At 57.1% G+C, this 11923-nt stretch carries 12 protein-coding genes; 8 read left to right on the forward strand and 4 right to left on the reverse strand.

Annotated features, from left to right (window positions below):
* The first annotated feature begins 2 nt into the window (after positions 1-2).
* From A3GO_RS25130 to A3GO_RS22155, 4 genes are read left to right on the forward strand one after another with little or no spacing between them, the layout of a single operon-like run.
* On the forward strand, positions 3-644 hold the full coding sequence (locus A3GO_RS25130; RefSeq protein ID WP_051301749.1) for a pilus assembly PilX family protein: 642 nt from the start codon (positions 3-5) through the stop codon (positions 642-644).
* A gap of 23 nt (positions 645-667) precedes the next feature.
* Complete coding sequence (locus A3GO_RS0101880) at positions 668-4396, forward strand: pilus assembly protein (protein WP_029131954.1); 3729 nt, start codon at positions 668-670, stop codon at positions 4394-4396.
* A gap of 41 nt (positions 4397-4437) precedes the next feature.
* Positions 4438-4767 carry a hypothetical protein gene (locus A3GO_RS0101885; protein ID WP_157606680.1) on the forward strand — a complete coding sequence of 110 codons (330 nt, stop codon included), beginning with the start codon at positions 4438-4440 and terminating at the stop codon, positions 4765-4767.
* 2 nt (positions 4768-4769) lie between these two features.
* A complete protein-coding gene (locus A3GO_RS22155; protein WP_037374538.1) occupies positions 4770-5210 on the forward strand; it encodes a type IV pilin protein in 441 nt (146 codons plus the stop codon).
* A gap of 151 nt (positions 5211-5361) precedes the next feature.
* Here the strand turns inward: A3GO_RS22155 and ispH are convergent, their stop codons facing one another.
* From ispH to A3GO_RS0101905, 3 genes are read right to left on the reverse strand one after another with little or no spacing between them, the layout of a single operon-like run.
* On the reverse strand, positions 5362-6303 hold the full coding sequence (gene ispH / locus A3GO_RS0101895; protein WP_029131956.1) for a 4-hydroxy-3-methylbut-2-enyl diphosphate reductase: 942 nt from the start codon (positions 6301-6303) through the stop codon (positions 5362-5364).
* 20 nt (positions 6304-6323) lie between these two features.
* Positions 6324-6770, reverse strand: coding sequence for an FKBP-type peptidyl-prolyl cis-trans isomerase (locus A3GO_RS0101900; RefSeq protein ID WP_029131957.1), 447 nt, complete (start codon positions 6768-6770; stop codon positions 6324-6326).
* Between the two features lie 56 nt (positions 6771-6826).
* Positions 6827-7378 carry a cob(I)yrinic acid a,c-diamide adenosyltransferase gene (locus A3GO_RS0101905; RefSeq protein ID WP_029131958.1) on the reverse strand — a complete coding sequence of 184 codons (552 nt, stop codon included), beginning with the start codon at positions 7376-7378 and terminating at the stop codon, positions 6827-6829.
* 282 nt (positions 7379-7660) lie between these two features.
* Here A3GO_RS0101905 and A3GO_RS0101910 point away from each other — a divergent pair, with 282 nt between their 5' ends.
* The 3 genes from A3GO_RS0101910 to rimO all read left to right on the forward strand — a co-directional run bounded on the left by A3GO_RS0101910 (position 7661) and on the right by rimO (position 10022).
* Positions 7661-7855 (forward strand): hypothetical protein, encoded by a 195-nt coding sequence (locus A3GO_RS0101910; protein ID WP_029131959.1) that lies wholly within the window; start codon positions 7661-7663, stop codon positions 7853-7855.
* A 497-nt stretch (positions 7856-8352) separates the two neighbouring features.
* Positions 8353-8697: a hypothetical protein gene (locus tag A3GO_RS0101920; protein ID WP_029131960.1), complete on the forward strand. Its 345-nt coding sequence runs from the start codon at positions 8353-8355 to the stop codon at positions 8695-8697.
* Between the two features lie 5 nt (positions 8698-8702).
* Positions 8703-10022, forward strand: a complete 1320-nt coding sequence (gene rimO, locus A3GO_RS0101925) for a 30S ribosomal protein S12 methylthiotransferase RimO (RefSeq protein ID WP_037374540.1) — start codon at positions 8703-8705, stop codon at positions 10020-10022.
* A gap of 8 nt (positions 10023-10030) precedes the next feature.
* On the opposite strand, the gene A3GO_RS0101930 is transcribed toward rimO, so the two are convergent.
* Positions 10031-10237 carry a YgaP family membrane protein gene (locus A3GO_RS0101930; protein ID WP_029131962.1) on the reverse strand — a complete coding sequence of 69 codons (207 nt, stop codon included), beginning with the start codon at positions 10235-10237 and terminating at the stop codon, positions 10031-10033.
* 116 nt (positions 10238-10353) lie between these two features.
* On the opposite strand from A3GO_RS0101930, the gene A3GO_RS0101935 reads away from it, so the two are divergent.
* Positions 10354-11916, forward strand: coding sequence for a bifunctional aminoglycoside phosphotransferase/ATP-binding protein (locus A3GO_RS0101935; protein ID WP_029131963.1), 1563 nt, complete (start codon positions 10354-10356; stop codon positions 11914-11916).
* The last annotated feature ends 7 nt before the right edge of the window (positions 11917-11923 follow it).

An 11923-nucleotide genomic window follows, 5' to 3' on the forward strand; every position in this document is an offset into this window, starting at 1 on the left:
TAGTGAATAGTCAACAGCCCATCTTACATCTCCGCCATGCTGCTAATCAGCGGGGTGCGGTACTGGTTGTCAGCCTGATGATACTGCTGGTCATGACCATCATCAGCATCACCGCTCTGCGCACCACCTCCATGGACGAGAAGATGGCCAGCAACGCGCGCCAGCAACAGATTGCCTTTAATGCCGCTGAAGTGGCCCTGCGAGAGGCGGAGGCTGTTCTGCTCGCGAAGCGTCTGGCCTGGTTGGCCGATCCCAATACGTCGTATCTTGGGGGTGATGATGACGCAATTGGGAAAGATTTCTTTGGATCGACCCCGGGTCTCTATGCTCAAGCTGCGGTTGGTAGCGGCAATGCCACGACTAATCCGGTTGGCTGGGATCCACGAAATGATAGTAACTGGCTGGTCACTAACCATAGTGTGGCGGCCAGCGCCCTTTCATTGGGTCAAGCACGCTATCGTATCGAATATATAGGGAAAGAAAATCCACCTGGGGCGGGTGGCAAAGATAACAGTTCGTTGAATCCCTCTGGAAATGGAGTTCCACCACTCTATAACTACGTGTTTCGTATCACCGCAATCGGTTGGGGTCAGGAGACCGCAGCCAGGTCGCTGCTCAGCAGCACGTTTCGATTGACAAAATAACAGTACATATTGAGGTGTCCGCCATGGATATTGGATTAAGATTAAATCAGGGTGCCTGGTGCTTGGTCGCCGCGACCTTGACCGCTGGCAACCTCGGTATCGCCTACGCAGCACCTGGCGCACTATCAAGCAGCCCGCTATTCCTGACCAACTATCCGCAGCCCAACATCTTTTTTATGCTGGATGACTCCGGGAGTATGGATTGGGAAGTCATGGTGCAGGGAAATAGCGGGCGGTTTGCCACCAACCAGCCGGATGGCGCAAGCGTGGCGAGTGCCGGCTCAATTCAGCAGCGGACCACCACCAACAGTGGTTCGGGAAACTGCTCCAGTGGCGGTTACTCCGGAAGCTATATCTACGGGGTTGAATTCGGCAGCAACAACTATACTGACGGTTCGGACGACTGCTATGTGGCGGACGATCAGGCATGGCGTTTCCGCAATGCCGATTTCAATCCGCTCTATTTTGACCCCTCTATGGATTACACGCCGTGGCGCGGTAAAAACAAATATGGACAGGTCTACCAGGATATCGCCATTACCAATGCCCCGGACGACCCTTACAGATTCAACTTCTCGTCTCCCCCCGGTGATGCGGAGACGATTAACCTTACCATCCATAACTCGAACTGGGCCGGGGGTACCTCGCGTGATACCAGCGACTCGGATGGCGACGGCAATCCGGATGGCTTCTGGTTCTATACCTGGAACGATGCAGACGGTGACGGGAACTTTGATAATGGAGAGCAGACCGGTTACCAAATCGGCTACATCACGGCGGCACAGATCACGGCGGCTGGCTGGACCAACCCGGATGGAACGATAAAGAGTGTCGCCGATCTGCAACAGGATTTTGCCAACTGGTTCTCCTACTATCGAAAGCGTGAACTGGTGGCCAAGCGTGCCGTGTCAGAACTGATCTATAACTCTCAGGCGCGGGTGGGCTTGGCGACCCTGCATAACAATAACGGTGTCGGCATGCCGGTCAAGGATGTTGACAATATTTCAACCCCGGTCGATGCAACCGCGCAGACCAGCAAGGATAACCTTCTGAAAAAGCTCGGCCAGGTTAACTCGGATGGTGGCACCCCGCTCAGGCTGGGGCTGAGAAATGTCGGCAACTATTTTCACAGCTCCGCCACGACGGGTGTGAGCAGCTTGTTCGGCTCCTCTGAGTCATCGCCTATTCTGAGTGCCGCTGAAGGCGGTGAGTGTCAGCAGAACTTTACCGTGCTGATGACGGACGGCTACTGGAATGGCGGTAGTCCGGGCGTGGGAAATACGGATCAAGATGGCACCGGTCCCTACGATGGCGCCTCCTACGCGGATGGGTATAGCAATACTCTGGCCGATGTGGCTATGCACTATTATGAAACTGATCTGCATACCGGGTTAGCCAACAAGGTGCCGACCACTGCCGGTCTGGATGACAACAATGCTCAGCACATGGTCACCTTTGGTGTTGCCTTTGGTGTTAATGGCACTCTGACGGCTAATCCGCCCAACCGGACAGATCCGTTCGTCTGGCCGCAACCTTCAGCGGATGCTACCACTACGATCGACGACTTGCGGCATGCGGCTTGGAACGGGCGCGGTGATTTTCTCAGCGCACGGACACCCCAAGACCTGATTGATGCCTTGACTGCGGCGATCAGCGAGATCGGCAAGCGCACCGGATCGGCTGCGGCGGTCTCTTTCAACTCGACCAGTCTGCAGACCGATACCAAGATTTTTCAGGCCAAGTTTGATTCGGGCGACTGGAATGGCGACCTCCGGGCGCTTGAGCTAACGCAGGCGGGCGTGGGTGGTGTCGCTTGGGAGGCGGGGGGTGTATTGGATGCGCGCAACCTGGCCACTGATCCGAGGGAGATCATTACCTACAACCCAACCGAGAACAAAGGCGTGCCATTCAGCTGGCCGGCCGACTACACGTCACTGTCGCAGACAGATGTGGACAGCAACGCGGTGGAGGATCTGCTGGCTAATGCACCGTTTTCCAGCACTACCACTGATCCGGCGGAAATCGCCGCAAATCAGGCTTACGGTGCCGATATCCTTGCCTACTTCAGGGGGGATCACAGCAAAGAGGGCAGCGGAACCACCGACTTCAGGTCGCGCAATGGCCATCGACTCGGGGATATCATCCATTCCGGTCCAATCTATGTTGGCCCCCCCAATGCACCCTACCCGGATCAGATAGAGGGCAGCAGCGCAGCAGAGAGCTACTATACATTCATGACTGTCAATGCCAGCAGGGTGGGGCGTGTCTACGTCGGCGCCAATGACGGCATGCTGCATGGCTTTGACGCCAGTAGTGGGCGGGAGACCATGGCCTATATTCCGTCGCTGCTCTTCTCCAGCCAGTCTGGCGAGGGTTTGCATCAACTGGCGGCGCAGGGCTACGTACATGATTACTTTGTCGATCTCTCGCCCACGGTGGCGGATTACTACGATACAACGACTTCCAAATGGAAGACCATTCTGATCGGTGGCCTGCGCGCTGGAGGCAAAGGGCTGTTTGCACTGGATATCACCGCGCCAACCGGAACCACGGAAGCCAATGCCTCGGACGTGGCATTGTGGGAGTATACCCATGCCGATCTCGGCTACACCTTCAGCGAAGTGCAAGTGGGTCGACTGAATAACGGCAAGTGGGCGGCAATTTTCGGCAACGGCTACAATAGCACCGGCGATGGCCGTGCCAAGCTGTTCATCTACTACCTGGATGGTACAACACCGACCATTCTCGATACTAAGGCCGGATCTATCGTGGCAGGCTCCTGTGCCGATATTTCCAGCGACTGCAACGGCCTGTCCACTCCTGCCATTGTTGATCTCAATAGGGATGGCAATATCGATCGGGTCTATGCCGGAGACCTGCATGGCAACCTGTGGGCCTGGGACTTGACCCTGGACAGCGGAAGTTGGAATCCACGCCCCGCCTTTGGTGCAGTTGCTTCCCCGTTGCCTCTGTTCAAGGCCTGTGAGAGTACCCCCTGCACAACGACCAACCGGCAACCGATTACCTCCAAGCCGGCTGTGGCGTACCATCCAACCGAGGATAATATTACAACTAAACCGAATCTGATGGTCTTCTTCGGTACAGGACAGTACTTGGTGAATAGTGACAATAGTTTCGCTGGACTACAGCGCTTTTACGGTGTTTGGGACGGGGGAAGCGGATTTACCTCGGGGCCTCCTTTAGATATGGATGATCTCAAGGCACAGACCATCACGACTACTATTTACGATAACGGCGGACCGAACCACGAGGTGGTCCGTACGCTGTCGGCGAATACTGTCAAGTATGGTGTTGGCCCATTTTCCGCTACCGATAACCATAAAGGCTGGCGGATTGATCTGCCGACTACCAGCGAACGGATGGTGGTCACCCCATCCGTAGTCGGTGGCCTGGTTACCTTCAATACTATGATTCCCCCGGCCAGCGGCATGTGCAGCCAGATCGAATCCGGTTGGTTAATGGCTGCTGATCTGCGCACAGGCGGTGAGCCGGACTTTACCGTGCTGGATATGAATGGCGACGGTGTATTTGATGCCAATGATAGCGTGGGCGGCCATCCCGTGATGGGTCGGTCGACCCAAGGTGTGCCGACCGAGTCGCGATATATAGTCAACAAGGGTAATGTCATCAGGGTGACCACGGACTCTTCAGGCTATGTAGGTACAACGCCAATGCAGGTGACTCCACCGGAAGGGCCGGGCCGAATGTCATGGAGCAGTATCGAATACTAATGAAAGCGCTTACCGTCGTCCGGGAGCAAGAGGGTATAAAAATGAAGAGAAGATTCTCTAAACTATGGCTGTTTTTCTGCCTGCTGGGCTCTGCTTCACTTGGCGTGGCACAAAATCTTCCAAGCTACTATCCCGCTGATTTTGATAATATCGGGGTTGTGGATGCGGTCGGAACCCGGGGAGAGAGCCTGGTGGTGGGCGATGTGTTCTATAACGTCTCATCCGAGACACAGGTACATGGCCTCCGTAGCCGCAAGGTAACTCTGGGGTGGATCAAGCCGGGCTCCCGCATTGGCTTTACACAACAGGGTGACTACATATTCGAGATATGGTTGTTACCCGGTGACTACGCAGCAGGTAACAAGGAGTGATAATGGCGCGCGCAACTTCCTGGGGTTTTACCCTGATCGAATTGATGATTGTCGTCGCCATCGCCGCCATCCTGGCGGCAATCGCCTATCCCTCCTATACGGAACAGGTGCGGAAGACGCGTCGCTCCAACTGCGCGGGAGAATTGGTAGGCTTGGCCAACGCGATGGAGCGCTTTTTTACTGAGAATGCAACCTATGCTGGTGCTACGGTGGGGAGTAATTCGGGAGATATATTTCCGGCCCAGTGTCCAGTTGACGGTGGCACAGCGTACTATAATTTGGCGATCGCTCTCCAGACTGGTAACTCGTTTCGAGTGGAGGCTACGCCTACTGGTGCTCAAGCGGCTGATACCTGTGGAGTTCTCGGCTACACCAATACTGGAGAGAAGCAAGCCAAGGGTGGGTCGACCACTGCGGCAGATATAACCGAGTGCTGGAAGTAGTCTGTTGCGGGTCTGTGCGACCTGATCGATGCTCGACTCTGCTGTGAGGCCGGTGTTTACTTCACTGGTTCGTCAAACGAATGTATGCACAGGCAGGAAGGGTGGGCAGGTTTTCTGTGCCCACGCAGTTAGTGCAAGTACCTCCCGTTGACTAGGGTTCTGCCAACCGTCTTGGCAGCGAAAATGTCACATTCTCCTCACGCCCGCTCAGGGTCCTGACCGAGGTGGCGCCGCGCTCCTTGAGCTTTTTTATCACTTCATCCACCAGCAGGTCGGGGGCGGAAGCGCCGGCGGTCAGGCCGACCATGTTGATGCCGTTCAGCCAGTTTGGGTCGATGTCATCGGCTCGGTCGATCAGGTAGGCGGGAGTGTCGGACTGCAGGGCCAGTTCCCGCAGCCGGTTGGAGTTGGAACTGTTGGGCGAGCCCACCACCAGCACCAGATCGCACTGTTTGGCCAGTTCCTTGACTGCATCCTGGCGGTTCTGGGTGGCGTAGCAGATGTCATTCTGCTTGGGGCCCTGGATCTGCGGGAAGCGTGTTTTCAGGGCGTTGATCACCTTGGCGGTGTCATCCATGGAGAGGGTGGTCTGGGTGACGAATGCGAGATTCTTCGGATCCTTGATCTGTAATCCCGCCACATCGTCGGCGGTCACCACCAGGTAGATGCCGCCCCGGTCGTCCCGGTTATTGTACTGCCCCATGGTGCCTTCCACTTCCGGGTGGCCCCGATGGCCGATCAGGATCACCTCGTGACCGTTTCGGCTGTGCCGGGCCACCTCAAGGTGGACCTTGGTTACCAGAGGGCAGGTGGCGTCAAACACCTGCAGCTTGCGCCGTTCTGCCTCTTCCCTGACCGCCTGTGCCACGCCGTGGGCGCTGAAGATCACCGTGCTGTCTTCGGGGATTTCGTCCAGCTCGTCAACGAAAATGGCACCGGCCTTTTTCAGGCTGTCCACTACGTAGCGATTGTGTACCACTTCATGACGTACATAGATCGGGGCACCGAAAATCTGCAGGGCCCGTTCCACGATCTCGATGGCACGGTCGACCCCGGCACAGAAACCACGGGGATTGGCGAGCAGTATTTCCATGGGCATATCCGGTTTCGCGCTTATGGGTTGTTGATGCTGATGATCTGGACGGTAAAGACAATATCGTGACCGGCCAGTGGATGATTGAAGTCGACCTTCACCTGCGCCTCATCCAGTTCCTGGACAATGCCGGCCAGCTCATCGCCGGCCGGCGTGGCAAAACTGATAACCAGTTCCGGCTCCAGCTCCATATCCGACGGGAATGAACTACGGGGCATGAAATAGGCCTTCTCCTCGTCCCGGGGACCAAAGGCGTTCTCCGCCTCCAGAATCAGCGACTGCTTCTCGCCTGGCTTCAGACCATACAGGGTTTTTTCAAGGTTTTCCGTCAGGTTGCCGGTGCCCATGGTGAGGGTGACCGGGTCATCGTCGAAGGTCGTGGTGATTACGGTGCCGTCACAGAGCGCAATGGCGAAGTGCAGGGTTACTTCGTCGCTGCTGGTGATTTCCGCTAGTTGTTCGGTCAAGGTTGCGATTCCGTCTTGGTTGGGGGCTGGTCGGGTGAAAGATGCACTGGATCGCGCTAGATCTCCTTGCGCCAGTAAACCTCTTCACCGCCATTGTGCCTTACCAGTACGCGGGCAATGACAAACAGCAGGTCCGAGAGTCTGTTGAGGTATTTGAGTCCGGTCTGGTTGACCTGTTCATTTTCGTCTCTGGCAAGCTGCGTCAGACGCCGTTCGGCACGACGGCACACCGCCCTGGCATGGTGGCAGCTGGCCGCCAGCAGATTTCCGGCGGGCAGGATGAACTCCTGCAGGGGTGGCAGGTTTTCATTTAGCCGGTCCAGGTGCTGTTCGAGGTTGGCGACGGCCTGGTCGCTCATCACGCTGTGGCCCGGCATGGCCAGCTCGCCCCCCAGGTCGAACAGGCGGTGCTGGATTCCGGTGAGCAGTTGTTCTATCTCCGGCGGTGGGCTGTGGGTGATCAGGATGCCGATCAGGCAGTTCAGCTCATCAATGGTGCCTATGGCCTCGATTCGGGTGCTGTCCTTGTCTACCCGTCGGCCGTCGCCCAGCCCGGTGGTGCCCTTGTCCCCTGTACGGGTGTAAATCTTGGATAATCTGTAGCCCATATCAGCATCTGCGCAGCGGTAAAGATGCCCGATTATAGCAACTGCACAACGGAGCGTCTCGGATCGTGCTACTGGTCTGCGTCCAGCCTATCAATCGTCAGGGCGAATCGCCTGTAGGAGTGACGTCCTCGCCGCGAATTCGGCCCGGGGCAGGCCTCCTACAGTGGGTTTTTGTGTGCCTCTTGGGCGTGGGTGCGTCGGTGATTGGCGAGACTATTGCAATATTTTCAATAAGGCGTATTATTTTCTTCATCCAAAAATTCACATATCTTGGATAACATCATGATTATAAAAGACTATGGCTCTGTTGGCACTCTTCCATTGTACGAAGTAAAAGAGCTCAGCATGGAAGAGGCGTTGCTGGTTCTGGCTGCGGATAAGGAGTCGCTACGGCAGCGGATGCGTACAGCGGCCGTGGTGCCGCCCCGACGTTTCCCTTGGGCGGTGCCCATAACGACCGGTTCAGCGGCAGCCTGACAGGATTATTCTTGATCGGTTAGTACGGGCGGTTGGTCGTCAGGAGAGCAGTTCCTGGGTGACAAAGAGATAGCCAAGTACGCTGAGCAGGACCGCGATGCTGGCGTATTGGAGAATGATACAGATGCCGGGAAGGCTGTTGCACGCTTTACTGAAACCGCATAACTTACAATTTTTCAATCGAAAACCCCTTGAACTGCTTTAGGTATCCATCCCTGTTTTTTTAATGGCTTGAGACCCGCCACGCCATCGCATCCTCTCATACATTTTGATGTCGATGTCCTGCATGAAAATCTATACGCAGATAAGCTTCATTGATCACTCCTCATTTGCAACTGATGTGCGGAATGCCGGAAAATTATTCGTATTAAGATAAGTCAGGCGCCGACAAGTCCGCACTCTCCGGGGGGCTATTATCACTGGCCTGATGGGGTAGAATTGGCGACTAATTACCGCTGATCATTAACGCGGACCAGAACCGTAGTGAGGAACATGACATGCTGATCGAAGGGCCAATGAATATCACCATTTCCGATCCGGCCGACGGTCAGGGCAAGGTGCTGGTTATCCTGTTTACCCCGGAGTTCCAGGCTTTGCCTCTGAAACAGCAGGGGCAGCAGTTCCAGGACTATATGCGGCTGTTGGCCCGGCATATCGATTCGCAGGATGCTGTGGATGAACGGAATCGGGCCGGCATGGCGATTATCTATCAGTTCGCCGATCAGCTGCTGCCCCATATCCTCAGTGGTGATCTGGCCCTGGAGGAGCGGATTGTGCTGCAGATACGCCAGGAGGCCCAGGCGGTCGCCTTGACCGACCTGCTTGCCACGCCACTTAATTGATTCTCATGAACAGCCCGTCTCCGCAGATCGGTTTTATCAGTCTCGGCTGCCCCAAGAATCTGGTCGACTCCGAACGCATCCTCACCCAGTTACGTGCCGAGGGTTACGCCATCGCCTACAGTTACGAGGGGGCCGATCTGGTGGTGGTCAACACCTGCGGCTTTATCGATGCGGCGGTGGAGGAGTCGCTGGAGACCATCGGCGAGGCGCTGAACGAGAATGGCCGGGTGATTGTGACCGGCTGCCTCGGCGTCAGGGAGGACGAGGTGCGTGCGGTGCACCCGGGTGTGCTGGCGGTCACCGGTCCCCACGCCTATGAAGCGGTGATGCAGGCGGTGCATGCCCATCTGCCGGCCCCCCATGACCCCTATGTCAGTCTGGTGCCGCCCCAGGGAGTCAAACTGACGCCGCGCCACTACGCCTATCTGAAGATTTCCGAGGGGTGTAATCACCGCTGTACCTTTTGCATCATTCCCCAATTGCGCGGGGACCTGGTAAGCCGGCCGGTGGGAGAGGTGGTCCGCGAGGCGGAAAATCTGGTCAGCGCCGGGGTGCGTGAACTGCTGGTGGTGTCACAGGATACCAGCGCCTATGGCGTGGACCTCAAGTATCGCACTGACCTGGTCGGTGGGAAAATCCTCAAGACCCGGCTAAAAGAGCTGGCCACGGCCCTGGGTGATCTGCAGGCCTGGACCCGGTTGCATTATGTCTATCCCTACCCGAGCGTGGATGACCTGATTCCGCTGATGGCAGAGGGGCTCATCCTGCCCTATCTGGATATGCCCCTGCAGCATGCCAATCGCGCGATCCTGAAGGCGATGCAGCGCCCGGCCGCCAGTGAGCGGGTGTTGGAGCGCATTCGACACTGGCGACAGATCTGTCCCGACCTGACCCTGCGCAGCACCTTTATTGTCGGTTTTCCCGGCGAGACGGAGGCGTCTTTTAATGAGTTGCTGGCATTTCTTCAGGAGGCGCGGCTGGACCGGGTGGGCTGTTTTGCCTACTCGCCGGTGGTGGGGGCGACCGCCAACGCATTGCCGGACCCGGTGCCGGAGTCGCTCAAACAGGAGCGACTGGAGCGGTTCATGGAGGTGCAGGAGCAGATTAGCCGGGAGCGCCTGGCCGACAAGGTCGGCAGCCAGATGATTGTACTGGTGGATGGGGTGACCGAGGATAGCGTGGTTGCCCGCAGTTCCGCCGATGCGCCGGAGATCGACGGCAATGTACTGATTGCCGGCGGCTGGGATCTGGAACCGGGGGATTTTGTTGAGGTAACGATTACCGGCTCGGATGCACACGATCTGTACGCCGAGCCGGTATTATAAACAGGATTTCAGGCAGTTTTTGCGCCCAGTGCCTTGAGAATATTGCCCAGCGGACAGAAGCCGGTGAAGGCAGACTGGAACAGGTTCAGGCCGACAAAAGCGGTAAACCAGTGCCAGTTGGTGCTGTGAAACAGTGGGCTCTGCTCCCAGCCGAGTGCCAGGCTGAGCAGGATGAAGAAGCCGGCAAAGGCGAGAATCATACGGTCGATGGTCATGTTATACCTCCCTCTATTCGGGGTTGTTCATGCGGGGCGTAGCGGATGGCCCGGGAAATGAAAAACATATTAGCATATTCTAATATTATGTCAATCATTCAATGGAGCAATAAGACGTGAGCCGGTCGAACCAGCATGCGCAGCTGGTGGACGGCTTGCGGCAACCCGCCTGCTGGCCGGATGGTATAGGGCCGGATCGGGTGATCGAGACCCATATCTCCACTGTCCTGCTGGTGGGTGATTACGCCTACAAGATCAAGAAACCGCTGGATCTTGGCTTTCTCGACTTCTCAACCCTGGCGCGACGCCGTCATTTCTGCCAGGAGGAGATCCGCCTCAACGGACGGTTGGCCCCGGATGTCTATCTGGAGGTGATCCCGATCGGCGGTACGCCGGAAGCCCCGCAACCCTTTGCCAGCCCGGCCATTGAGTATGCCGTGCGCATGCGTCGTTTCGACCAAACCGGCCTGCTGTCTGAACACCTGGAGCTGGTCACCCCGTCGTTGGTGGACCGTCTGGCCGACCGGCTGGCGGGATTTCATGCCGAGGTTGGCCGGGTGGATAGCAGGGCGACTTGGGGTGATCCCGAGGCGGTGCTGTTTCCCATGCTCGAGAATTTCGCCCAGATTCGTCCGTTAACGGAAGATACCCAGGCGCTGTCACTGCTGGAACGCATCGCCCGCTGGACCGAGGAGCGGGCGGGACAGCTTGCGCCGCTGTTGCGCAAACGCAAGGCCGGTGGATTCATCCGTGAGTGTCACGGTGACCTGCACCTGGGCAATATTGCCCTGGACGGGGATGCGCTGCTGATTTTCGACGGGATTGAGTTCAATCCTGCGCTGCGCTGGATTGATGTGATCAGTGAGCTGGCGTTTCTGCTGATGGATCTTGATCAGAAGGACTTGCAGCCACTGGCCCGGCGGCTACTCAACCGCTATCTGGAGTTGAGTGGGGACTACGAGGCCCTGCCGTTGCTGGGCTTTTACCAGACCTATCGGGCCATGGTGCGGGCCAAGGTGACGGCAATACGTCTCGACCAGCCGGATATCTCCCCGAAAATACAGGAGGAGTTGACTGCCGGGTTCAGCAGTTATCTGCAACTGGCTCTGCGTTATACCGGGGAGGGAGGGGGTGGCCTGATTATCACCCATGGCCTGTCAGGATCCGGCAAGAGTACCCAGACCATGAGCTGTATTGAACGGTTGCCGGCGGTGCGGGTTCGCTCGGACGTGGAACGCCGACGGCTGGCGGGCATCGAAGGCTCCCGGTCAAGTGGCTCGGCGCTGGGGGGCGGGATTTATGCAACGAATTTTTCGGCGCGTACTTATGAGTGTCTGCAGCATCTTGCCGAGGCGATAATCCAGTCGGGGCGGGTGGCGATTGTGGATGCCACCTTTCTGCGTCAGGCGGATCGGCAGCGCTTCAGGAAGCTGGCCGCGGATCTCGATGTGCCCTTTCTAATGCTCGATTTTCGGGTGGCGGAGGCGGTGCTGCGCCAGCGTATCCGGCAGCGTCAGCAGCAGGGGAGCGATCCCTCCGAGGCGACGCTCAATGTGCTTGAGCAGCAACTGGCGACCGCCGAGCCGTTGTCCGAGGATGAGTTGAAATACGTGGTGGCTGTCGAAAGTGACCACTTACCTATGGACGAGATCCGGACGATCTTATGCGTGGTAGATTGAGTGTCGG

The organism is Sedimenticola selenatireducens DSM 17993 (assembly GCF_000428045.1).
GTDB classification, from domain to species: Bacteria; Pseudomonadota; Gammaproteobacteria; order Chromatiales; family Chromatiaceae; genus Sedimenticola; species Sedimenticola selenatireducens.

What these genes read in the sequence shown, in the direction of transcription:
- A3GO_RS0101885 (WP_157606680.1), top strand. Translation starts at nt 4,438, where the DNA reads ATGAAGAGAAGATTCTCTAAACTATGGCTGTTTTTCTGCCTGCTGGGC.
- ispH (WP_029131956.1), bottom strand. Translation starts at nt 6,303, where the DNA reads ATGGAAATACTGCTCGCCAATCCCCGTGGTTTCTGTGCCGGGGTCGAC.
- A3GO_RS0101880 (WP_029131954.1), top strand. Translation starts at nt 668, where the DNA reads ATGGATATTGGATTAAGATTAAATCAGGGTGCCTGGTGCTTGGTCGCC.
- rimO (WP_037374540.1), top strand. Translation starts at nt 8,703, where the DNA reads ATGAACAGCCCGTCTCCGCAGATCGGTTTTATCAGTCTCGGCTGCCCC.
- A3GO_RS0101905 (WP_029131958.1), bottom strand. Translation starts at nt 7,378, where the DNA reads ATGGGCTACAGATTATCCAAGATTTACACCCGTACAGGGGACAAGGGC.
- A3GO_RS0101930 (WP_029131962.1), bottom strand. Translation starts at nt 10,237, where the DNA reads ATGACCATCGACCGTATGATTCTCGCCTTTGCCGGCTTCTTCATCCTG.
- A3GO_RS0101920 (WP_029131960.1), top strand. Translation starts at nt 8,353, where the DNA reads ATGCTGATCGAAGGGCCAATGAATATCACCATTTCCGATCCGGCCGAC.
- A3GO_RS0101910 (WP_029131959.1), top strand. Translation starts at nt 7,661, where the DNA reads ATGATTATAAAAGACTATGGCTCTGTTGGCACTCTTCCATTGTACGAA.
- A3GO_RS22155 (WP_037374538.1), top strand. Translation starts at nt 4,770, where the DNA reads ATGGCGCGCGCAACTTCCTGGGGTTTTACCCTGATCGAATTGATGATT.